At 49.7% G+C, this 23,447-nt stretch carries 22 protein-coding genes and 1 pseudogene; 17 read left to right on the top strand and 6 right to left on the bottom strand.

Translation table 11 applies throughout. The annotated features are described in order from the left end of the window. The first annotated feature begins 2 nt into the window (after positions 1 to 2). Complete coding sequence (gmhB, locus tag ACPXV9_RS08695) at positions 3 to 545, top strand: D-glycero-beta-D-manno-heptose 1,7-bisphosphate 7-phosphatase (protein ID WP_423896062.1); 543 nt, start codon at positions 3 to 5, stop codon at positions 543 to 545. A gap of 68 nt (positions 546 to 613) precedes the next feature. After that, positions 614 to 2,464 carry an ABC transporter substrate-binding protein gene (locus ACPXV9_RS08690; RefSeq protein WP_423896061.1) on the top strand — a complete coding sequence of 617 codons (1,851 nt, stop codon included), beginning with the start codon at positions 614 to 616 and terminating at the stop codon, positions 2,462 to 2,464. Positions 2,465 to 2,562: 98 nt separating this feature from the next. Here the strand turns inward: ACPXV9_RS08690 and gyrB are convergent, their stop codons facing one another. Genes gyrB through dnaA form a run of 4 tightly spaced genes read right to left on the bottom strand, consistent with a single transcriptional unit; the run spans position 2,563 to position 8,815 of the window. Then, positions 2,563 to 4,986, bottom strand: a complete 2,424-nt coding sequence (gyrB, locus tag ACPXV9_RS08685) for a DNA topoisomerase (ATP-hydrolyzing) subunit B (RefSeq protein WP_423896060.1) — start codon at positions 4,984 to 4,986, stop codon at positions 2,563 to 2,565. Between the two features lie 59 nt (positions 4,987 to 5,045). Continuing rightward, positions 5,046 to 6,149, bottom strand: coding sequence for a DNA replication/repair protein RecF (gene recF, locus ACPXV9_RS08680; protein ID WP_423896059.1), 1,104 nt, complete (start codon positions 6,147 to 6,149; stop codon positions 5,046 to 5,048). 35 nt (positions 6,150 to 6,184) lie between these two features. Next, positions 6,185 to 7,285, bottom strand: a complete 1,101-nt coding sequence (gene dnaN, locus ACPXV9_RS08675; protein ID WP_423896058.1) for a DNA polymerase III subunit beta — start codon at positions 7,283 to 7,285, stop codon at positions 6,185 to 6,187. 45 nt (positions 7,286 to 7,330) lie between these two features. Continuing rightward, a complete protein-coding gene (gene dnaA / locus ACPXV9_RS08670; protein ID WP_423896517.1) occupies positions 7,331 to 8,815 on the bottom strand; it encodes a chromosomal replication initiator protein DnaA in 1,485 nt (494 codons plus the stop codon). A gap of 468 nt (positions 8,816 to 9,283) precedes the next feature. Here dnaA and rpmH point away from each other — a divergent pair, with 468 nt between their 5' ends. The 5 genes from rpmH to mnmE are packed head-to-tail and all read left to right on the top strand — an operon-like array spanning position 9,284 to position 13,161. Next, the gene (rpmH, locus tag ACPXV9_RS08665) at positions 9,284 to 9,418 is read left to right on the top strand and encodes a 50S ribosomal protein L34 (protein WP_423896057.1); all 135 of its coding nucleotides are present in this window, start codon (positions 9,284 to 9,286) and stop codon (positions 9,416 to 9,418) included. Positions 9,419 to 9,454: 36 nt separating this feature from the next. Next, positions 9,455 to 9,832, top strand: coding sequence for a ribonuclease P protein component (gene rnpA, locus ACPXV9_RS08660; RefSeq protein WP_423896056.1), 378 nt, complete (start codon positions 9,455 to 9,457; stop codon positions 9,830 to 9,832). Between the two features lie 16 nt (positions 9,833 to 9,848). After that, positions 9,849 to 10,091, top strand: coding sequence for a membrane protein insertion efficiency factor YidD (gene yidD, locus ACPXV9_RS08655; RefSeq protein ID WP_423896055.1), 243 nt, complete (start codon positions 9,849 to 9,851; stop codon positions 10,089 to 10,091). Between the two features lie 9 nt (positions 10,092 to 10,100). Beyond that, a complete protein-coding gene (gene yidC / locus ACPXV9_RS08650) occupies positions 10,101 to 11,789 on the top strand; it encodes a membrane protein insertase YidC (protein WP_423896054.1) in 1,689 nt (562 codons plus the stop codon). A gap of 7 nt (positions 11,790 to 11,796) precedes the next feature. After that, positions 11,797 to 13,161 carry a tRNA uridine-5-carboxymethylaminomethyl(34) synthesis GTPase MnmE gene (gene mnmE, locus ACPXV9_RS08645; RefSeq protein ID WP_423896053.1) on the top strand — a complete coding sequence of 455 codons (1,365 nt, stop codon included), beginning with the start codon at positions 11,797 to 11,799 and terminating at the stop codon, positions 13,159 to 13,161. Positions 13,162 to 13,189: 28 nt separating this feature from the next. Here the strand turns inward: mnmE and ACPXV9_RS08640 are convergent, their stop codons facing one another. Both ACPXV9_RS08640 and ACPXV9_RS08635 read right to left on the bottom strand, forming a co-directional pair. Next, complete coding sequence (locus ACPXV9_RS08640) at positions 13,190 to 14,143, bottom strand: sensor domain-containing diguanylate cyclase (protein WP_423896052.1); 954 nt, start codon at positions 14,141 to 14,143, stop codon at positions 13,190 to 13,192. Between the two features lie 52 nt (positions 14,144 to 14,195). Next, on the bottom strand, positions 14,196 to 14,807 hold the full coding sequence (locus ACPXV9_RS08635; protein WP_423896051.1) for a chemotaxis protein CheC: 612 nt from the start codon (positions 14,805 to 14,807) through the stop codon (positions 14,196 to 14,198). 631 nt (positions 14,808 to 15,438) lie between these two features. On the opposite strand from ACPXV9_RS08635, the gene mnmG reads away from it, so the two are divergent. From mnmG to ACPXV9_RS08585, 10 genes and pseudogenes are all read left to right on the top strand, one after another. Further along, positions 15,439 to 17,328, top strand: coding sequence for a tRNA uridine-5-carboxymethylaminomethyl(34) synthesis enzyme MnmG (gene mnmG / locus ACPXV9_RS08630; RefSeq protein ID WP_423896050.1), 1,890 nt, complete (start codon positions 15,439 to 15,441; stop codon positions 17,326 to 17,328). Next, positions 17,328 to 17,963, top strand: a complete 636-nt coding sequence (gene rsmG / locus ACPXV9_RS08625) for a 16S rRNA (guanine(527)-N(7))-methyltransferase RsmG (RefSeq protein ID WP_423896049.1) — start codon at positions 17,328 to 17,330, stop codon at positions 17,961 to 17,963. The genes mnmG and rsmG overlap by 1 nt, the downstream gene beginning before the upstream one ends. 20 nt (positions 17,964 to 17,983) lie before the next feature. Next, entirely contained in the window at positions 17,984 to 18,787 is an 804-nt protein-coding gene (locus ACPXV9_RS08620; RefSeq protein WP_423896048.1) for a ParA family protein, read from the top strand. Positions 18,788 to 18,818: 31 nt separating this feature from the next. Then, entirely contained in the window at positions 18,819 to 19,739 is a 921-nt protein-coding gene (locus tag ACPXV9_RS08615) for a ParB/RepB/Spo0J family partition protein (protein ID WP_423896047.1), read from the top strand. Positions 19,740 to 20,019: 280 nt separating this feature from the next. After that, complete coding sequence (locus ACPXV9_RS08610; protein ID WP_423896046.1) at positions 20,020 to 20,370, top strand: ATP synthase subunit I; 351 nt, start codon at positions 20,020 to 20,022, stop codon at positions 20,368 to 20,370. Positions 20,371 to 20,452: 82 nt separating this feature from the next. Continuing rightward, positions 20,453 to 21,361 carry a F0F1 ATP synthase subunit A gene (gene atpB / locus ACPXV9_RS08605; protein WP_423896045.1) on the top strand — a complete coding sequence of 303 codons (909 nt, stop codon included), beginning with the start codon at positions 20,453 to 20,455 and terminating at the stop codon, positions 21,359 to 21,361. 54 nt (positions 21,362 to 21,415) lie between these two features. After that, the gene (gene atpE / locus ACPXV9_RS08600; RefSeq protein ID WP_423896044.1) at positions 21,416 to 21,664 is read left to right on the top strand and encodes a F0F1 ATP synthase subunit C; all 249 of its coding nucleotides are present in this window, start codon (positions 21,416 to 21,418) and stop codon (positions 21,662 to 21,664) included. Positions 21,665 to 21,716: 52 nt separating this feature from the next. After that, complete coding sequence (locus tag ACPXV9_RS08595) at positions 21,717 to 22,187, top strand: F0F1 ATP synthase subunit B (protein ID WP_423896043.1); 471 nt, start codon at positions 21,717 to 21,719, stop codon at positions 22,185 to 22,187. Between the two features lie 14 nt (positions 22,188 to 22,201). Next, positions 22,202 to 22,738, top strand: coding sequence for a F0F1 ATP synthase subunit delta (locus ACPXV9_RS08590; protein ID WP_423896042.1), 537 nt, complete (start codon positions 22,202 to 22,204; stop codon positions 22,736 to 22,738). Positions 22,739 to 22,770: 32 nt separating this feature from the next. After that, positions 22,771 to 23,447 (top strand): annotated as a pseudogene (locus ACPXV9_RS08585) (F0F1 ATP synthase subunit alpha); the annotation flags it as partial.

Below are 23,447 nucleotides of genomic sequence, written 5' to 3'. Positions count from 1 at the left end.
CGATGAAGCTGGTAATTCTCGATCGCGACGGTGTGATCAATCGTGACTCAGATGATTACATCAAAAGCGTCGATGAATTCCAGCTTCTTGATGGCAGCGTTGAGGCCATTGCCAAGCTCAATCGCCATGGATTTACCGTCGCCATAGCAACCAACCAATCAGGCTTGGCCCGGGAGCTTTTCAAACAGGAAGATCTCGAGGCCATGCACGCAAAGTTGGCCTCCGCCGTTGCAGACGCTGGCGGCAAGATTGACGCCATATTCTATTGTCCCCATGGCCCTGATGATGGCTGCAACTGTCGCAAACCCCTTCCGGGGTTGATAGAAGCAATCGAAAATCATTTTGCTATCAGCGCCAAAGGCTGGCCTATGGTTGGTGATTCGCTGCGGGATCTTGAAGCCGGTTTAGCGAGAGGCTGCGATCCGATTCTGGTACGAACCGGTAAAGGGCTGCGAACTCTCCCCAAGCTTGAGCAACTGAACGCCGAAGTTCAGGTATTTGATGACCTGCAAGCGGCCTCAGGTTATATCATCGACCACTACTAAAACTCGGACAAGCTGGTCTTCGACTTCTATACTAAAGTGGCTTATCAGCCCTTTCTGAACCTCGGCCTATGGTAATAAACCGTTTCGTTTTGACACTGCTGTTACTTCTCTTGAAGATGTCTTTTCAGGCTATGGCATCAGAGCCGCAAGACACCAACGCCTCACGCCCTTATCTTGTCCAGCTAAAATGGTTCCACAGTTTTCAATTTGCGGGATATTACGCTGCCATTGAAAAGGGCTATTACCAGGAAGAAGGTTTGACTGTGATTCTGCGTGAACGCCAAGCCAGCTCAACGCCGGTTGACGATGTTCTTAATGGCCACGCAGATTTTGGTGTGGGTGAATCCGGACTCATACTCGAGCGCCTCAACAACAAACCGGTTGTCATTCTGGGCGTGATTATGCAGAGATCCCCCCTGGTTTTGATCAGTCTCGCAGAAAATGGTTATACCAGCCCGCTGGATTTGGCGGGTAAAAAGGTCATGTTTCAAAAAAATACCGACAACGTCAGTATCGAAGCTGCCTTTAACGAAGTAGGTCTCGGCTGGGGTGATTTCGTCCATGTCAGTCACAACTTCAATGATATGGCCCTGATCGAAGATGGTATCGATGCCATGAGCGCCTACCTGTCGGATCAACCTCTTATTTATCGGGCGCTGGGGTACAAGATTAATGTCATTGATCCGGCAAGTTATGGCATCGACTTTTATGGTGATAACTTTTTCACCAGTGAATCCCTTATCCGCACCCAACCGGAACAGGTAATGGCCTTTCGCCGGGCGACTCTGAAGGGTTGGAACTACGCATTAAACCACCCACTTGAAGTCTATCGCTGGCTCACCAGTAAATACGTCAACCATCGGGAACAGAAACCCCAAAATCTGTTTATGGAAGAAGTCAAAATCATCCGGCGTATGATCAACCCCGAGGTCATTCCACTGGGTGAAATGAATGCCAATCGTCTGCAGCGAATTGCTGACATCTACAAACAAAAGCAGCTGGCGCCTCTCGAATCGGAGCTGGATGAAGGTTTTTATTACTCCGGATACATGTTTGGTGACTCAGGCCCTTATAAAACCTGGTTTCACTTTCTAGCACTGGCTATTTTGGTAACAGCTCTGCTACTCGGTCTCACCATAGCCATCAATCGCAGTCTGGCCTTCAAAGTCAGTCAACGCACAAGGGAACTGGAAAAGGCCAATAACGCCAAAACCGAATTTCTGGCTTCCATGTCCCATGAGCTCCGCACACCATTGAACTCCATCATTGGCTACAGCGAACGCCTGTTGAAAAAATACTCCTCCGATTGGGATGACCGTGCTCTCTATTCAATGGAAACCATCAAGCGCAATGGTCTGCACCTTCTGAATCTGATCAACGACATTTTGGATCTGGCCAAAATCGATTCAGGTAAGTTTGAGCTGTTCCTCAAGCCCTGTCTTCTGCAAGAGCTTATCGAAGAAGCTGCTGCCACACTGACACACCAAATCAAGGAAAAGCATCACAGGCTTTCTTTGCCAACGCACTACCCCATTAAAATTGTTATGGCTGACCCGGTGCGCCTTACCCAGATTTTGTTGAATCTGCTCAGTAATGCCATCAAATACACCCCTGAAAACGGACAGATTCGAGTGTTTGTCGACAGGCGTAAAATTCATGGCAAACTGTATTGCCGGCTAGCGGTGCAGGACAATGGCATGGGCATTTCCGAAGAGCAGCAAGCGCTGTTGTTTAAACGCTTTGAACAGTTCGATCCGGAAACCCAGAAAAAGATCGGGGCTGGCAGTGGCCTCGGTCTGGCGTTGAGCTATGAAATGGTGCGGCTGCACAATGGTCAGATCAAGTGCCACAGCCAACCCGGACAGGGAAGCACCTTTGCGGTCTATCTACCAATTCAGGATGAAGAGCTGCAATCCTGACTGCACTGGTTGTAAGTAATTACTACCAAGAAAAAGCCCGCTGAGTGAGCGGGCTTTTTTCTTATATATCAATAAGTTACATTAATATTTTGGGCTCATCATACGTCCAGATTAGCCACCGCCAGTGCATTCGTTTCAATAAAGTCACGGCGAGGCTCTACCTGATCACCCATCAGGCAGGTAAACATCTGATCGGCGGCTATGGCATCTTCAATGGTTACTTGCAGCATACGCCGAGTTTCCGGATCCATAGTGGTTTCCCACAATTGTTCTGGGTTCATTTCACCCAGGCCCTTATAGCGCTGGATATTGTAGCCACGACGTGATTCCGTCATCAGCCATTCCAGACCTTCTTTGAAACTCTCTATCTCGCGACGGCGTTCACCGCGGGAAATATAGGAACCCTCTTCTATCAGGGTCTCCAAGTTTCCGCCCAGTTTAACCATAGAGGCGTACTCGCCGGACATAAAGAAGTCCTGATTAAAGGCAAATTCTGTAGGCACACCGTGAGCCGTAATCTCTACCACGGGATAGAACAGGTGACGCTCCTGGTCCTCCTTGATCAACACCTGATAGCGATGACTGCCGCTGTTGTTGTTCAACGTAATACGTGCCAGTAACTGATCACCCCACTGGGTAACAGCATCCTGATCACCCAGACTCTCCGACGACAGCGCCGGCAGGTAGATCATCTGCTCCAGAACATCCGCCGGATAGAGGCGCGACAGTCGATCAATTGTGGCCATAACCGTGCGGTATTCTTCTACCAGCGCCTGCAGGGCTTCGCCACTGATGGCTGGAGCGTCTTCATTTACGTGCAGTGAGGAATTCTCTAATGCCGCCTGAGTCAAGAACCCGGTCAGGGCGTCATCGTCTTTCAGGTATTGTTCCTGCTTACCCTTACTGATTTTATACAGAGGCGGCTGAGCGATATAGATATGGCCACGCTCTACCAATTCACGCATCTGACGGAAGAAGAAGGTCAGCAACAGAGTACGAATGTGGGAGCCGTCCACATCAGCATCCGTCATGATAATAATGCTGTGGTAGCGAAGCTTATCGGGATCAAACTCCTGATTGCCAATACCGCAACCCAGAGCCGTGATCAGAGTGCCAACTTCAGCACTGGATAGCATTTTGTCAAAGCGGGCTTTTTCGACGTTAAGGATTTTACCTTTCAGGGGCAGAATCGCCTGGGTTTTACGGGCGCGGCCTTGCTTGGCAGAACCACCGGCTGAGTCCCCCTCCACCAGGTACAGTTCCGACAAGGCTGGATCTTTCTCCTGACAGTCAGCCAGCTTGCCGGGTAAACCGGCAATATCCAGGGCGCCTTTGCGTCGGGTCATTTCCCGGGCCTTGCGCGCCGCTTCCCGAGCCTTGGCCGCTTCAATCATTTTACCGACAACCGCTTTGGCTTCGGCTGGGTTTTCCATCAGATAATCACTGAAAGCCGCGCCCATTTCCTGTTCTACCGCGGACTTGACCTCAGAAGAAACCAGCTTGTCTTTGGTCTGGGAGGAGAACTTGGGATCCGGTACCTTGACCGAAATGATTGCCGTCAAACCTTCACGAGCGTCATCTCCAGTGGTATTAACTTTGTCCTTCTTGCCTAAGCCTTCACGCTCAATATAACCATTCAAACCACGAGTCAGTGCCGCACGGAAGCCGGCCAGATGAGTACCACCATCGCGCTGGGGAATGTTATTGGTGTAGCAGAAGATATTTTCCTGAAAGCTGTCGTTCCACTGCAGGGCCACTTCAACACCTACGCCATCTTCTTCGCGCTGGGTATTAAAATGCATAACCTGATTGATGGGATTTTTATTCTGATTGATGTGTTCAACAAAGGCTCTCAAACCACCTTCGTATTCATAGACTTCTTCCTTACCAGAACGCTCGTCCTTCAAAACAATACGGACACCGGAGTTGAGGAAAGACAACTCCCTTAACCGCTTGGCAAGGTGATCAAAGTGAAATTCAATATTGGTAAAGGTTTCAGCGGACGGATGAAAATGAACTTCGGTACCGGTGATATCGGTATCCCCTACTACGGTCAGAGGGGCATCGGGTACACCATGGCGATAAATCTGCTCGTGAACCTTGCCACCACGGCGGATGGTTAACTTCAGGGTTTCTGATAAGGCATTTACCACCGAGACACCCACACCGTGCAAGCCGCCGGATACCTTATAGGTGTTATCGTCAAACTTGCCACCGGCATGCAGTACAGTCATGATCACTTCGGCTGCTGAGACCCCCTCTTCTTCATGGATCTCAGTTGGAATCCCACGACCGTTATCACTGACAGAGACAGATTCATCCGGGTGGATTATCACCTTGATTTCAGAGCAGTGACCCGCCAGGGCCTCATCAATGGAGTTATCGACAATCTCAAACACCATGTGATGCAAACCGGTGCCGTCATCTGTATCACCGATGTACATGCCCGGTCTCTTACGGACAGCGTCTAATCCCTTCAGTACCTTGATACTGGACGAATCGTAAGATGTTTCTTCTGTCATTTCCTCACTCCATAGTGATGATGTCGTTTTTATTTATTTAACGCTAAGTCATCCATGTTTCACGTGGAACATGTTACCTCAGCTACTGTTCCATGTTTCACGTGGAACAATTTGTATTCTGTTGTCTCAGGCCAAGACTCAAGCAACTCATTGGATTGAACCCCGGTCACAAATACTTGTGAACCCAACTCCTCAAGCCAACTGCAGAGTTGTTTGCGATAGATAAGATCCAATTCAGCAGGCAGATCATCTATGAGGTACACACAACGGCGTTGTGTATATCGCGTAAAAGCCATCCCCTGCGCCAGCAGCAGGGCACAGATAACGATCTTTTGCTGTCCCCGTGATAAAACCTCTGAAGCCAACAAGCCGCCAACAGTTACCCTAATATCGGCCCGATGCGCACCATGGCGGGTATAGCCTAAGCCGATATCTCTTTCTCTGTGCTGTTTAAGATAAACACAAATGTCTGACTCTTTATCCCAACCCCGGCTGTAATGCAGTTTTAGCTGCCCAGGTAGACCCTCGATATCCTTAATCAAACTGTAAAATTCTTCTTTCAGCAAGGCGAAACCGCGACTTCTGATTGTGTCCAGACGCCTGACCAATGGGGCCAATTCATCATCCCAAATATCGAGCTGCAAGGGATCTATTTTATCATGCCGAAGCAGACTATTGCGCTGCTTTACGCACTTTTCATGTTGTTTCCACACCCCATAAAACTCATGTTCCACGTGAAACATCAGCCAATCCAACATTGAACGACGCTCCAGCGGAGGACCGTCGAGTATCAAGAAAGAACTGGTGTTGATCACCCGGACCGGAAGCAACTCTGCCAATTCGGCCGCAGATGTTAGATTCTTTTGATTAACTCGAATCGCACCCTCTCCGTTCTTAGAGCGCTGAATACCCACGGAGAAAAGACTGCTGGAATCATTCTCAACCTTCCCGAATACGGTATAGGACTGAGAGCCATGATTAATTAGATTTTTTTGCTTATGGGTGCGAAAGGATCTGGCCAGGGAGAGGGTATTAATGGATTCAAGCAGAGAGGTTTTACCGCTGCCATTATCACCAAAAAAAACATTGAGCCGATCGCCCGGCTCAATGTTTATGGTTTTCAGATTACGGAAATCTGTAACGGTTAATTGTCTAAGAGACATAGCCGTCTCAGCACAGTGGCTTTGGCTGACTATGATCAGAGGCGCATTGGCATCACAACGTAAACCGAATCGCCACCATCTGGCTCTTCTAACAGGGCGCTGCTGTTAGTATCAGCCAAAGTCATTTTAATAGTGTCGGAGCTCAGCACCCCTGTCACATCCTGCAAATAACTGACATTGAAACCAATTTCGAGGGAATCACCAGCGTAATCGACAACAACCTGCTCCTCAGCTTCTTCCTGCTCCGGGTTATTAGCCACAATAGTCAGCAAACCATCACTCAACAACAGGCGTACACCACGATACTTTTCATTGGACAGAATTGCCGTGCGAGCAAACGCCTGACGCAATTCGTTGCGATCACCAAATACCAGCTTGTCGCCCCCTTTTGGCAATACTCGTTCATAGTCGGGGAACTTGCCGTCCACCAGCTTGGAGGTGAAGGTGTATTCTTCTGTGACAACACGGATATGATTACCTCCCAGAATAATCTCTGCGGAATCCTCGCCATCCAGCAAGCGGGACAACTCAATAACCCCCTTACGTGGCAAAATAGCCTGTACCACATCATCTGTAGACACTGATGCGGCGCGGGTGCACATCGCCAAACGATGTCCGTCAGTAGCAACCGCCCTAACCTGCCCCTGCTGAACCTCCCACAACATACCATTGAGATAATAGCGCACGTCCTGCTGCGCCATGGCAAAGCTGGTGCGGTCAATCAAACGCTTAATATCCTGCTGCTCACAGGTGAACTGCAGATCACCCTGTGACTGTTCCACATTGGGAAAGTCATTGGCTGGCAGAGTCGACAAGGTAAAGCGGCTGCGACCCGATTTCAGGATCACTCGCTGATCTTCTTCGGCAAAGTTCAGCTCAGCGTCATCAGGCAAAGAGCGGCAGATATCCACCAGTTTCTTGGCGGGCACTGTCAACTCACCACTTTGACCTGGTTGAGCCAATTGCACACGTGCCACAATTTCAACTTCCAGATCAGTACCCGTCAGCGACAAGCGATCTTCTTCCAGAACCAACAAAACATTAGCCAGTACCGGCAAGGTCTGACGGCGCTCTACAACACCAGCAACCAACTGTAGGGGCTTTAGTAAAGCTTCTCGTGATACGGTAAATTTCATGAATTGTTTCTCTTTGTCTCTGTTATTTTAAAAATGCGATCAATATCAGGTTGTCAGCGAGCGCTGCAGGTTTTTCCAGTCTTCGCGAATATCCACATCCTCCTCGCGAAGCTCCTGAATTTTCCGACAAGCATGCAACACAGTAGTATGATCTCGGCCACCAAACGCTTCCCCAATCTCCGGCAAACTGTGATTGGTTAATTCTTTCGCCAACGACATAGCGACTTGCCTTGGTCGGGCAACCGAGCGACTGCGACGCTTGGATAATAAATCACTGACTTTAATCTTGTAGTATTCCGCCACCACCCGCTGAATATTATCGATACTAACCTGCTTATCCTGCAGTGCCAGCAAATCTTTCAGCGCTTCGCGAACAAAACCGGTGTCGATATCCCGGCCTGTGAAATGGGCATTGGCTATCACCCGCTTGAGAGCTCCTTCGAGCTCACGCACATTGGAGCGAATCCGCTGAGCAATAAAGAAGGCCGCATCGTGTGGCAGTTCTATGTTGGCCTGCATTGCCTTACGCATCAGAATGGCAACCCGAGTCTCCAATTCCGGTGGCTCAACAGCAACGGTCAATCCCCAACCAAAACGTGACTTCAATCGCTCTTCCAGACCATGGATTTCTTTTGGGTAACGATCACAGGTAAGAATAATCTGCTGCCCACCCTCAAGCAGAGCATTAAACGTATGGAAGAATTCCTCCTGTGAGCGCTCTTTACCGGCAAAAAATTGGATGTCATCAATCAGCAGCGCATCAACTGAGCGGTAATAACGCTTAAAATCGTTAATGGCGTTCAACTGCAGCGCCTTAACCATATCCGCAACAAAACGCTCAGAGTGCAGATACACGATTTTAGCGTTGGGATTTTTTTCCAACAAAGCATTACCCACGGCATGCATCAGATGGGTTTTACCCAAACCAACGCCGCCATATATAAACAGTGGGTTGTAAGAGCCCCCTGGATTCTCAGCCACCTGTCGGGCAGCAGCAAGACCCAACTGATTGGACTTACCCTGGACAAAACTTTCAAATGTAAAATCGCGATTCAAATTGGAACTGTGCTTAATCCCACCCTCAACATTAACCTGATTGCTGTTGCGCGCTTGAGCAATCGGCTTTGGCGGTTCCACAGACTCAGAAGATACAGCGATTGGATCGGGTACTGAAAATTTGGGCTCCGGTGCAGCGACGGGTGCTGACACCATCTGGGGTTGAGCCGGCGGAGAACTGCGTCTCTCAAAACGGGCAGGCGCTGCCGTAGCCAGAACAGCCAGCTCCACATTAAAATTTATCTGCTGGGCACTTTCGTTGGCCAACTCGCGAATACGATCAATGAACTTGTCATTGACCCAATCGACAATAAATCGATTGGGGGCTATCAATTTCAGATAACCTTCCTGTGATTCAGGGCTAACCTGTAACGGTTTAATCCAGGTATTGAACTGTTGAACCGGCAGCTCATTCTGCAAACTGTCCAAACAGTAATTCCAAATTGTTTCCGGCAAAACCGCCCCCAAAACCATCAAAAAAACAAACCATCGCCCCCTTGTCTTTATAGCGATTATAGTGGGGCAAAACGCAGTGGATTATTTTACTAAAAAGCCCCTTATGTTATCCACAAAAAACTTATCTGTTCCCGATAATATTTCAAAAAATATTAAAAATCAGACAGTTACAGAACTCATAGGGAATCAACCGGATCAAGCACCCAGATCAACCTGTGGATAAACCTGTGCAAAAACTATTGGTAAGCTGAGCAAAAATCTATCCGCAATTATTTTTCAATAAAATCGCCGAAAAAGCCCCGCTTCGTACAAAAAACGGGCAATTAATCATTGATTTTAATGAGACTATCCAATAGAATTCGCGCCTCTTTTGGTTCAGCTGTCTTGCTTCTTATATAAGCTTCTTTATATAAGATCAGGTTGGCCACTTGAACCGCCAAGAATTCAACCTTTAATAGATGACTTAAATCACTAGGATACAGTCCCATGAAAAGAACTTTTCAACCCAGTGTTTTGAAGCGTAAGCGTACCCACGGTTTCCGTTCTCGCATGGCTACCAAAAACGGCCAGAAAGTTTTGGCTCGTCGTCGTGCCAAAGGCCGTAAAGTACTGGCTGCATAATCCAGCCCAGATTTACGTTCTTCTATAGGTTCTGGCGTGCCGAGCGAGGCATTTGGTAAAACTCTCCGCCTGCTCAACGCCAGAGACTATGGAGCTGTCTTTGATGACGCTCCTGTTCGCGCCTCCCATCAGCATCTGCTGATACTCTCAAAGCCCAACAATCTTTCTTACCCTCGACTCGGTTTGGTCATTGCCAAAAAAAATGTGCGTCTGGCCGTTCAACGCAATCGAATCAAGCGTATACTGCGCGAGTCCTTTCGTTTGAATCAACACCAACTGGCCGGTCTCGATGTGGTTATTCTGGCAAGGCGGGGGTTGGACGGACTCGATAATCAGCAACTGCAGAAGCTTGTCAGTAAACAGTGGCAACGGTTGTTAAAGAGAAAGGCCCAACTGGATTCCAAGTCAGCATAAATCACCGGAACAAGTCATGCGCTTTATCGCGATCAAACTGATTCACCTGTACCGCTATTTACTCAGTCCCTGGGTTGGTAATCAGTGCCGCTTCTATCCAACCTGCTCGCACTATGCAGAGGAAGCCATTGAACGCTTCGGATTCTTTAAAGGCGCTTATCTGACACTGCACCGCCTGTTAAAATGCCACCCCTGGCACGAAGGCGGTATGGATCCAGTGCCGGAAAAACACACTCATCATCACTCATCGCAACGGTAGTAATAACAAATGGATTGGCAACGTACCTTCTTCCTGGCAGCAATCGCTGTAGTCTCCGTCTTATTGATTAACGAGTGGGGGGATTTTCAGGATCGCAACCGCCCTGCTGTGTCACAGGAAACCACTCTGGCAAATCAAACCCTGCCAGTCGTTTCCGATAGCACTGTCTCTGAAGGTACAGCGGATATTCCCGCGGCCACAGTTGGCAACGAACAGGCCATTGACCCGATATTAACAACAGGCAATCAGCAGCAGCTGATTTCCGTTAAAACCGACAGCCTTGAAGTACTGATCGATACCCTTGGTGGCGATATCGTCAAAGTCGCTCTGCCCAAGCATCTGTCGAGTCTGGATACGCCAAACGATCCCTTTATCCTGCTCAACCGCACGGAATACACCACCTATATTGCTCAAAGTGGTCTGATCGGTGCCAATGCCACCGATACCGCCGAAGGTCGTCCACAATTTGTGACCCAACAAGCCAGCTATCAGATGGCCGAAGGGGAAGACAGCCTGAATGTCGATCTGCAATTCCAGCAAGGTGACGTGTCAATCACCAAACGTTTTGTCTTCACCCGTGGCGACAATCTGGTGCAACTGCAGTACCTGATCGATAACCGCAGCGATAATAACTGGACCGCCGGCCTGTTTGGCCAGATTAAACGCGACAGCCACAATCCGGTTGAAACCACCGCGCTGGGTATGCAGCCCTATCTGGGGGCAGCTTTGACCACCACCGAAGAAAATTACAAAAAATTGGATTTTGCCGATCTGGCCGATGAAGATCTGGTGCGCAAAGGCGGCTTCAAAACCGGTATTCAGGGTGGCTGGGTTGCCATGGTTCAGCACTATTTTCTGAGTGCCTGGATTCCCAACCAGGAAACCATGAACAACTTCAGCCTGCGCAAAAGCCGTGGCGATATTTACCTGATGGGCTTTACCAGTCCGCAAGTCACGGTAGCGGCCAACTCACAGGGCGTTATCAGTGCCAGCTTTTATGCCGGACCGAAAGACATTTACCGGCTCGAAGAAATTTCCCCCTACCTTGACCTGACCGTAGATTATGGTTGGTTGTGGTGGGTAGCCAAGCCGCTGTTTCATGTACTGAACTTTATCTATGGTCTGCTGGGCAGCTGGGGCTGGTCGATTATCGCACTGACCATCCTGATCAAACTGGTGTTCTTCAAACTGTCTGCCACCAGCTACCGCTCCATGGCCAAAATGCGCAAGTTCGCCCCTGAAATGCAGCGTATGAAAGATCTCTACGGAGATGATCGCCAGCGCATGCAACAGGAAATGATGAAGATGTACAAGAAAGAGAAGATCAACCCTCTGGGTGGCTGTCTTCCGATTCTGGTGCAGATGCCGGTGTTTATCGCCCTCTATTGGGTATTGATGGAAAGCGTTGAGCTGCGTCACACCCCATTCCTGGGCTGGATTGACGACCTGTCGGTGAAAGACCCACTGTTTATCCTGCCTTTGATCATGGGCCTGACCATGTGGATTCAACAGAAGCTCAATCCAACACCACCGGATCCAACTCAGGCGCGCATTATGCAGATGATGCCGATCGTATTTACGTTTATGTTCCTGTGGTTCCCAGCTGGTCTGGTACTGTACTGGGTAGTCAACAACACCCTGTCCATCGCCCAGCAATATGTCATCACTCGCCAGATTGAGGCAGGCGAAAACGCTTAATCTGTTTATGGTCTCATCTACCGACACCATTGCCGCCATAGCAACACCACCGGGTAAAGGTGGTGTCGGTATCATCCGCATCTCAGGGCCGAAGGCTCTGGGGATTGCCCAAGCTGTTTTACAGAAAACACCAGAGCCCCGGCTGGCTCACTATGGTGGTTTCTATGAATCGGACACTGAAGTGTTGGATCAGGGCATTGCCCTGTTCTTTCCCGGCCCCAACTCGTTTACCGGCGAAGACGTTCTGGAATTGCAGGGGCATGGCGGCCCCATCATCCTCGATTGTCTGCTGAAACGGGTCATGGACCTGGGAGCGAGACTGGCCAATCCTGGAGAATTCTCCGAGCGCGCTTTTCTCAATGACAAAATGGATCTGACTCAGGCCGAGGCCATTGCGGATCTGATTGATGCCTCTTCAGAACAGGCAGCCCGCAACGCCATCCATTCATTGCAGGGCGCATTTTCCAGTCAGATTCACGACCTTGTGGAAGCTTTGATACAGCTGCGCATTTACGTGGAAGCGGCCATTGATTTCCCCGAAGAAGAGATCGATTTTCTAACCGATGGCAAGGTCGCCAACGACTTGCAGGTCATCATCGACCAAGTCGAGTCTGTTCGTCGTCAGGCCCGCCAGGGCACTCTGATCAGAGAGGGCATGCACGTGGTGATTGCCGGCAAACCCAATGCCGGAAAATCAAGCCTGCTCAATGCTCTGTCTGGCCGGGACAGCGCCATTGTCACCCACATTGAAGGCACTACGCGCGATGTTTTGCGCGAGCATATCCACATCGATGGCATGCCACTGCACATCATCGATACCGCTGGTTTGCGCGAAAGCCCCGATGAGGTCGAACAAATTGGCATTGCTCGCGCCTGGGATGAAATTCACAAAGCCGATCGGATTCTGATGGTGGTCGACTCCACCACCTCGGAAGGTAATGCCCCAGCCGATATTTGGCCTGAATTTGTAGCGGCCTTAAAAGACACCCGCCACCTGACACTGGTAAAAAACAAGTGCGATCTGTCCCAGCTTGCCATCGATCAGAGGGATGACTCCGATGTGCCAGTGATTACCCTGTCGGCCAAAACCGGTGATGGGGTATCACAGCTCAAAGACCACCTGAAAACCTGTATGGGCTATACCGGAACCACCGAAGGCGGTTTTACCGCCCGTCGACGTCATCTGGATGCGCTGGATAGAGCCTGTGACCTGCTATTGGTTGGTCAGCAACAACTGCAAACCTTGGCGGCCGGAGAATTGTTGGCAGAGGATCTGCGTCAAGCTCAAAACTGCCTGAGTGAAATTACCGGAGAATTTACCCCGGATGCCCTACTGGGAAGAATTTTTTCCAGTTTCTGTATCGGAAAATAATCCCGCTTGCGCCTCACTGGATTGACCTTTACAGCAAGGTGACCGTGTTGCGCCCCTGCTTTTTAGACTCATAGAGAGCCTGATCGGTTTTTTCGAGCCAGGCTTTGTAATTGCCATAGCTTTCGTTTAATTCGACAACCCCCAAACTGATGGTAAAGCGCACACGGTAGTCTTCGTGTTCAACCACTAGTTGTTCTATCGAGGCCCTCAGACGCTCCGCCAGTTTTACCGCACCATCGGCATCGGTTTCGGTCAAAATGATGCCGAACTCTTCGCCTCCATAGCGCCCGGCAATATCCAGATCCCTTACTTGACGGAGAACCTCCTCGGCCGTTTCGCGAATGACCGCATCCCCGGTTGGGTGACCATACTCATCGTTGACACGTTTAAAGTGATCGATATCGAACATGATCAGGCTGGTGGCGTTCTTATAGCGGGTGAAGCGGTTGAACTCCTGTTGCAGGTTCTTTTCCCAGTGCCCGCGATTGTAGAGACCGGTCAAAGCATCGGTCTGACTCAGTCTCTCCAGTGCCTGATTGGCATCCTGCAGAGCTAACTTACTGACCGCCGTATCAGTCACGTCATAGATCACCAGACAGATTTGCTCCACCTCTCCATGGGAGTTCATGAGCGGCATGATGGTGCTGTTCTGGTACATGTGCTCTGAGGTACCGGTAATCGGGCGATAGTGTTTGAAGCGGAATAAATAGGGTCGCTGTTCCCAGGTAGTGAAGGCCGTATTGCGCAACACAAACACCGATTGCACTTTGCGCTTAAACCAGCTTTCAGGTAATTCGGGAAACAGTTCAAAAATATTCTGCCCCATAACCTCAGAGGGGGTTTTGGCACTGTGGTTTTGCATAAACCGGTTCCAGACCTGAATATTGAAATTCTGATCCATCACCACAAGCCCCACATCGATTCCCTGAAGCGCATCCATCAGCCAATGGACATCTTCAAATACCTGCTTTTTATTGCTCATGGAGTTGCCTGGTTACATTGATTGATAGAAATAGGGTTGAATTAAAGAGTGGCTAATCCAACAGAATATCGAGCTTCTTTAATAACTGATCGATGGAGTCTTCAGCCATGACCAACAGCAGATCACAATTGACGTCGCGGTTTTCGATTTTGTAATTAATCTCGACCACCAGTGCCTGCTTCCAGGACAGGGCATTGTTCTGAAGCAGATCCGTAATTCGACAATGCTGCCCCAGTAACATGGGAGGGCCGAAGCTGAAATCGCAATCCAGTTGCTCCGCGATTCCTTTAAGGCAGGCTCCGTTCAATACGTTGGCAGTGTCCATCAGCAACTCATACTCGGCCTGAGTGTCGATTTCACCCTCGTAATTCAATAGGTCCGCCAGATCGCTGAAGCTGGCATCATTGAATATCAGCATGGCCTCGCCGGAGATACCGCCGCCAATAAAGCCCTGACATACACCGGATACGGAATTGGAATCTTCAAGCGATTGCAGCGCCATCACAATGTCGGTCGGCGCCAGCACTTCAACGTGAGGAATGGGCAAGATAACAAAAGCATCGAGCAACCTGGCCAGATTATCTGCAGCCTGGCCCATTGCGATATTGGTTACCTCTTGCAGGCAATCCCTTTGATCTTCGGTAATTAAAGCCACTTCACCCATGGGCAGACATCTGATTCTTTAATTCGGATTATTGTTATTAGTGGTTATTGCCCTGTACATCATCTTCAAAAAAGACACTTCGGGGCAGCGCGCAAGTATAGGCTATTTGTAACCGCTGGAATAGGACGAAAAACGGGATGTGGATAAGAATCCACCTAACTTACATAGGTTATCCACAATTACTCACAGGTTTATCCCCTAACTTAATGAAAAATATAGCTTTTTGATGGTTTTATTAAAGTTAAAAGACAAACCTGTGAAAAAAATTTGGTGAAACAGACCAATAAGCTCTGCATTAAATTGGGGATAAATGGCCGATTCATTTTGCCTGTGGGAAAGTCGCTGTTTCATACACAGAAAAATACCGTGGAATTACCAGATTTTACCGCTTTGATACCGAGTTTTTCATTGACCTAACCATATGATTTTATTGAATAATATTGGCTTATACACAGATATCTAACGCACTATATATAATAACTACAATAATCCTATATATATTCATATATATCTTTTCTATTTCATTATTTATAAATAATAGAAATTCTTTCGATTAAATTTTGATCAAAGCCAATGACCAACATATAATGTGCGCCCTTTTTTTATTTGGCCCGATCATCGAGAGAGTTTTATGGATTACCCCAAGCGTTATGACGTAATAGTGATAGGCGGTGGTCACGCTGGTACTGAAGCCTGTCTGGCAGCTGCCCGGATGGGATGTCAAACACTGTTGTTGACGCATAACATAGAAACCCTGGGCCAAATGTCCTGTAACCCGGCCATTGGTGGCATTGGCAAAAGTCATCTGGTTAAGGAAATCGACGCTCTGGGTGGGGCCATGGCGTTGGCGACCGATAAAGGCGGGATCCAGTTTCGGGTATTGAACTCACGCAAGGGGCCAGCAGTAAGGGCAACTCGGGCTCAGGCCGATCGGGCCCTGTATAAGGCCGCCATTCGCGACATTCTGGAAAATCAGCCCAATCTGGATATTTTTCAACAGGCAGCTGATGACCTGATTGTTGAGGGTGATCGCGTAGCAGGGGTTGTCACCCAGATGGGGGTAAAGTTTTACGCCCCGACCGTTGTGCTTACTGTTGGTACTTTTCTGGGTGGAGTGATCCACATCGGCCTGGATAACCACTCCGGTGGTCGGGCAGGCGACCCACCATCTATTGCTCTGGCACACCGTCTGCGGGAATTGCCGTTGCGGGTTGATCGACTGAAAACCGGAACCCCCCCCCGAATCGATGCCCGCAGTGTCAATTTTGCGGGGCTGGAGGAGCAGTATGGCGATACTCCCACTCCGGTGATGTCCTACATGGGCTCCAGAGCCGATCATCCTCGCCAGGTGTGTTGCTGGATTACTCACACCAACCAGAATACCCACGACATCATTATGGGGGGGCTGGATCGCTCTCCGATGTACACTGGAGTGATCGAAGGTGTTGGTCCGCGTTACTGCCCTTCCATTGAGGACAAGGTGCATCGCTTTGCCGACAAGGATTCCCATCAGGTCTTTATCGAGCCCGAGGGGCTGAACACCCATGAGCTCTACCCCAATGGCATTTCCACCAGTCTGCCTTTTGATGTGCAGTTAAATCTGGTGCACTCAATCAAAGGTTTTGAAAATGCCCATATCACTCGTCCCGGCTATGCCATTGAGTACGATTTCTTTAATCCGCAGGATTTGCAGTACAACCTGGAAAACAAGTGTATAGAGGGGTTGTTTTTTGCTGGCCAGATCAATGGCACCACCGGTTACGAAGAAGCCGGTGCTCAGGGCCTGCTGGCCGGTGCCAATGCCGCACTCCGCGCCAAGGGGCAAGACAGCTGGTGCCCGCGTCGGGATGAGGCCTATATCGGTGTGCTGGTGGATGACCTGATTACCATGGGCACCCGTGAGCCCTACCGCATGTTTACCAGTCGCGCCGAATATCGTTTGTTGTTGCGAGAGGATAATGCCGACCTGCGCCTGACCGAAAAGGGGCGCGAACTGGGGTTGGTGGGCGATGCCCGCTGGCAGGCGTTCTGTGACAAACGCGAGGCCATTGCCCTTGAACAGCAGCGACTCAAAGAAACCTGGATTCAGGCTGGCAGCGCTGAAGCGGAACAACTCAAAGACAAATTAAAGTCCCCCCTGACTCGAGAATTCAGTTTGCATGACCTGTTAAAGCGTCCGGAGCTGGGGTATGACGACGTCGCATCACTCAAGGGCGACCTAGAGATTGACGAGCAGGTGCGTGAACAGGTTGAAATTGAGACCAAATACGCCGGTTATATCGACCGTCAACAGGATGATATCAATCGCCTGAAACAACATGAAAATACCGCTATACCGGAAAATTTCGATTACCAGAGTGTCGAAGGCCTCTCTAATGAAGTGAAACAGAAGTTGATGGAAGCCAAACCTGTTACGCTGGCTCGGGCCTCGAGAATACCAGGGGTTACCCAGGCCGCCGTTTCCCTGTTGTTAATCTATCTGAAAAAACACGGCTTGCTGAAAAAGAGCGTGGCATCCTGATGATGACAGCGGATCAGTTGCAACAAAAATTGCTGCAGGGTGCCTTACAGCAGGGGATTTCCGTATCGCAACAGCAGGCCGAGCAATTAGTGGCCTACTTATTGCTGTTTGAAAAGTGGAACAAGGCCTACAACCTGTCGGCAGTGCGCGATATCGAGCAGATGCTGTCACGACACATACTCGACAGTTTGAGTGTGGTGCCCTATATCGATGCGGATAATTACATCGATGTTGGAACCGGGGGCGGATTGCCTGGCATTCCTCTGGCCATTATGTTCCCTGAAAAGACATTTACCCTGCTCGACAGCAACGGCAAGAAGTCCCGTTTTCAATTTCAGGCTGTGACTGAATTGAATCTGACCAATGTCTCGGTGCACAACGGTCGGGTGGAACAGTATCAGCCACCCGAGTTGTTTGATGGTGTGATCAGCCGGGCGTTTGCAAGTCTGAAAGATATGACCGATGGCTGCCACCACCTGTTGAAATCGGGTGGTAACTTCCTCGCCATGAAGGGTATTTACCCGCAAGACGAGTTGAGTGAATTGGCAAAAAACTATAAGGTTTCTGCCTCTTACCCACTACAGGTTTCCGGTGAAGAAGGCGAGCGGCACCTGTTGATCATTGCGGCAGAATAATAATCTGCAAGGACAGAACATTGACCAGAATTTTTGCGGTAACCAACCAGAAAGGCGGTGTTGGCAAGACCACCACCTGTGTGAATCTGGCCGCGTCCCTGGTGGCAACCAAGAAGAAAGTGTTGCTGGTGGATCTTGATCCTCAGGGCAATGCCACCATGGGTAGTGGTATTGATAAGAACGATGTTGATATCACTGTATATGAGGTTTTGGTCGGCGCCTGCAAAGCCGAGGATGCGATCATTGAATCGCCCAGTGGCAAGTTTCAGGTTCTGCCCTCCAACAGCGACCTGACTGCCGCTGAAGTGGAAATGCTCAGTCTGGACAGCAAGGATCAGCGTCTCAAGATTGCGCTGGAAGGTATTCGTGATCAGTTCGATTACATCATTATTGACTGCCCTCCATCGCTCAATATGCTGACACTCAATGCTTTGGCAGCCTGTAATGGCGTATTGATTCCCATGCAGTGTGAATACTACGCCCTGGAGGGGCTGTCAGCCCTGCTCAATACCATCAACCAGATTCAACAGACGGTTAATCCGCAGCTGATTGTCGAGGGTATTTTACGCACCATGTACGACCCACGCAGCAGCCTCACCAAAGACGTCAGTGCTCAATTGATGGAATATTTTGGTGACCAGCTATATCGCACCTGCATCCCTCGCAATATTCGCCTAGCAGAGGCGCCGAGTTTCGGTCAGCCAGCCCTGATTTATGATCGCCAATCCAGAGGTGCTGTTGCCTATCTGGCGCTGGCCGGTGAAATGTTGCGGCGTCATGAGAGCGGTGCGACTACCAACGAAGCATTACAAGAAGAAGCTTAAATCGAGCGACACAGTTAAGGTACAGACAGAGATGGCATCGAAGAAGAAAGGATTAGGGCGTGGCCTGGAGGCGTTGTTGGGTGGTGCTGCGGTGACCCCATCGGCGTCAGAGGTTGGAGTTTCAGCCGCAACAAGCAATGAAGCAGCCCAGACTGACGTACTCGATGGCAAGTTGGCGGAATTACCCATAGAGTTTCTGCAGCGCGGCAAATACCAGCCGCGTCGTGATATGCACCCCGAAGCACTGGAGGAACTGGCTGAATCCATTAAGGCTCAGGGTGTTATGCAACCCATTGTCGTGCGCCCTATTGGCACCGACAAATACGAAATTATCGCCGGTGAACGCCGCTGGCGGGCCTCGCAATTGGCCAGTCTGGAAAAAATCCCCTGTGTGATCCGCGAAGTGGCGGACGAAGCCGCTATTGCCATGGCGCTGATTGAAAACATTCAGCGGGAAGATCTAAATCCCATGGAAGAGGCCATGGCCCTCAAGTGCCTACAGGATGAATTTGAGCTGACTCACCAGGAAGTGGCTCAGGCTGTCGGCAAATCGCGCACTACGGTAACCAATTTGTTGCGACTCATTTCCCTGACCGATGATGTCAAAAAGATGCTGGAGCATGGCGATCTGGAAATGGGGCATGCCCGATCCCTGCTGTCACTGGATGCCAGTGATCAGCGGGAAGTGGCGCGTCAGGTGGTGGCCAAAGGTTTATCGGTACGCCAGACCGAGGCATTGGTTCGCAAGATTCAGCAAGGCGATACCAAGTCCGAGAAGCCGTCCCAGCAAGCCAATTCGGATATTGAGAAGCTCGAGACTGGCCTGTCGGAAAAAGTGGGTGTTCCTGTCCACATCAATCATGGCGCCAAGGGTAAGGGCAAACTAACCTTCAGTTACAATAATCTGGATGAACTGGATGGGATCCTCGCCCATCTTGGCTATGAATCCTGATTTTTGATTTAAGTAGATCATTCCCGGGACGCCAGCTCTGGTGTCTCTGTGCGTCAATATGGTGCTTTAGTCTATAACTTCAGCCTTTTCTGGTGCTTTTTGTTGATAGCCAGCAACCTTACCTCTATAATTCGCGGCGCCTGTGATAAAGCCCCGTATTGTCGAGGTTTGATCGAGGTAGAGAGTGAGACCTGTTGGTTCCGGACGTTGCCTGATTGGCTTACAAAACAGAGCCTGAGAGGAAGCCTTGACCAGCATAAAAAAACCGCCAGTTTTAATCGTGCCTGCTGTACAGGCCGTGGTATTGGGGTTGAGTGCCGTTGCGCTGTCCCGTGATGACAAACTGGATCCTGTTTCCTACCTGATCGGTGGGTTGATTGCGGTCATACCACATCTCTACTTTTCGATTTATGCCTTTCGTTATATGGGTGCGCGAGCAGCCAGAGATATCACCCGCTCTTTTTACAAAGGTGAGCTTGGTAAATACCTGCTGACTCTGGTGGGGTTCGCTCTGGTGTTTTTGCAGGTAAAAGATGTCGATATGATCGCGCTGTTTGGTGGTTACTTGTTTATGCTGCTGTTGCAATGGTGGTTGACAGCGAAAGTAATCAACCGCTATCAGGGCAGCTAACTGATAAGCTGAGATGTTTTAAAAGCGCTTTGGTGTCAGAGTTTTTTTATAACATTTTAAATTAAGGGTGCTTGAGAAAATTATGGCAAGCGAAGGTTTGACTCAAACGGGGTACATTCAACACCACTTGCAAAACATGGCTTACGGCAAATTGCCGGCGGGTTATGAGCGTGTGGATGCGGAAGGCAATGTACATGTCTTAGAAAACGCCACCTGGACTCTGGCGCACACTTCTCAGGAAGCGGCGGATATGGGTTTTTGGGCGATTCACCTGGATACCATTGGTTGGTCTCTGGTTCTGGGTTTCCTGTTCAGTTTTGTATTCTTTAAGGCGGCCAAGCGAGCAACTACTGATGTACCACGTGGTATGCAGAGCTTTGTTGAGCTGGTTGTCGAGTTCATCGATAACACCGTAAAAGATACGTTTCATCACTCCAATAAGCTGGTTGCTCCGATGGCGCTGACCATTTTTGTTTGGGTGTTCCTGATGAACCTGATGGATCTGGTGCCCATTGACTGGCTGCCGCTGACCGCTGCTACTGTTTCTGGCGATCCTCACTTGTTCTTTAAAGTGGTACCAACCACTGACCCCAATGCCACCCTTGGTATGGCGATTGGTGTATTCCTGCTGATGATTTTCTTCAGTATCAAGAACAAAGGTATCGGTGGCTTTGCCAAAGAATTGGCCCTGCACCCGTTTAATCACCCGGTAATGATTCCGTTCAACCTGTTCCTGGAGCTGGTTGGTCTGATCGCCAAGCCAATTTCACTTGGATTGCGACTGTTCGGAAACCTCTATGCCGGTGAGATGATCTTTATCCTGATTGCTCTGCTCTACTCTGCTGGCCTGGTGTTTGGCGTATTCGGCGGTGTTCTGCAGTGGGCATGGGCAGTATTCCACATTCTGGTTATTACTCTTCAAGCCTTCGTGTTTATGGTGTTGACCACCGTATATATGGCGATGGCGCACGACGTAGACGAACACCATTAATAACGATTTCAACCTTTAACTTTAACTTTTCAACTTAAAAACTGGAGAAAACTAATGGAAGCACTTGGTTTGGTATACATCGCGAGCGCACTGTTGATTGGCCTGGGCGCCCTGGGTACTGCTGTAGGTTTCGGCCTGCTGGGCGGCAAGCTGCTGGAAGGTTCTGCCCGTCAGCCTGAGCAAGGTCCTGCTCTGCAAGGTAAAATGTTCCTGATGGCTGGTCTGTTGGATGCGGTTCCAATGATCGGTGTTGGTATCGGCATGTACCTGATCTTTGTTGTTGCACCTGGCCTGGTAGGTTAATTACACCCCATCCCTTTTGTAACTTTTTAACAAAGATGAATGAGGTGTCGGTGTGAACATTAATTTGACTTTGATCGGCCAAACGATTTCGTTTGCGTTCTTCGTGTGGTTCTGCATGAAGTTCGTATGGCCTGCGCTGACTTCCGTAATGGAAGAGCGCGAAAAGAAAATCGCCGATGGTCTGGAAGCCGCGGATCGCGCAGACAAAGATCTTGAGCTGGCTCAGAAAAAAGCCACTCAACAACTTCGTGAAGCGAAAGAAGAAGCCGCAGCAATCATCGAGCAAGCTAACAAGCGCGCTGGCCAGATTGTTGAGGAAGCCAAAGATTCAGCCAAGGCTGAAGGCGATCGACTGAAAGCCGCAGCTGAAGCTGAGATTGAGCAGGAAATGAACCGCGCTAAAGAAGAACTGCGTGGCAAGGTTGCTGCCCTGGCGTTGGCAGGTGCTGAAAAAGTACTGGCTGCGTCCATCGATGAAAAAGCTAACAGCGAGTTGGTAAACCAGTTAGCAGCTGAATTGTAAGTGAGGTAATACCAATGGCCGAACTTACAACTCTCGCAAGACCTTACGCCAAAGCTGCTTTTGAAGCGGCCGACGCGGCTGGCGCTCTGGCGCAGTGGTCTCAAATGCTGAAACTGGCTGCCGCTGTATCACAGCAGGAAGCAATGACCAAGGTAATGGGTTCCCCATCCTTGACCACCGAGCAAAAAGCGGAAGCTTTTGTGGGTGTGTGTGGCGAAGAAATTGACGCCAAGGTTGCCAATCTGATTGGTTCCCTGGCCACCAATGGTCGCCTGCCATTGTTGCCTCAGATTCAACAGTTGTTCGAACTGCACAAAGCGCAGCGCGAAAAATCTGTTGATGTGGTTGTGACTACAGCCTTTGAGCTAACCGGTGAATTGCAAGACAAACTGGCGAAATCTTTAAGTGCCAAGCTGGACCGTGAAGTGAATCTCACCACTGACGTAGACGCAAGTCTGCTGGGTGGCGCCCTGGTTCGAGCGGGTGACACAGTAATTGACGGTTCGGTACGCGGTCGCTTGACCAAACTTGCCGAAGCAATGAACTCCTGATCCGTGCGGATCAGGAAATTGAGGAACAGAGCATGCAGCAACTGAATCCTTCTGAAATCAGTGACATTATCAAGCAGCGCATCGATGGTCTCGATGTAACTGCTAAAGCCCAGAATGAGGGCACCGTGGTTTCCGTAACCGACGGTATTATTCGTATTCACGGTCTCGAAGACGTGATGTACGGTGAAATGATCGAGTTTGACGGCGGCGTATACGGCATGGCGTTGAACCTGGAGCGTGACAGCGTTGGTGCTGTTATCCTGGGTGACTACAAAGGCATTGCCGAAGGTCAAACTTGTAAGTGTACAGGTCGTATTCTTGAAGTACCTGTGGGTGATGAACTGCTGGGTCGCGTTGTTGACGCACTTGGTAACCCAATCGATGGTAAAGGCCCAATCGGTAACAGCAAAACTGACGCAATCGAAAAAATCGCCCCGGGCGTAATTGATCGTCAGTCAGTTGATGAGCCTGTTCAGTTTGGTCTGAAAGCCGTTGACTCCATGGTACCTGTAGGTCGTGGCCAGCGTGAGCTGATCATTGGTGACCGTCAGACCGGTAAAACCGCTATTGCCGTTGATGCCATCATCAACCAGAAAGGCACTGGCATTAAGTGTATCTACGTAGCTGTTGGCCAGAAGGCCTCTTCTATCGCTTCCGTTGTACGTAAGCTGGAAGAGCACGGCGCCATGGATCACACCATCATCGTAGC

The organism is Candidatus Pelagadaptatus aseana, assembly GCF_040362265.1.
GTDB classification, from domain to species: domain Bacteria; phylum Pseudomonadota; class Gammaproteobacteria; order Pseudomonadales; family Cellvibrionaceae; genus Pelagadaptatus; species Pelagadaptatus aseana.
Note: the sequence above shows the minus strand (reverse complement) of the source record. Positions and strands in the feature narration are given on the sequence as shown.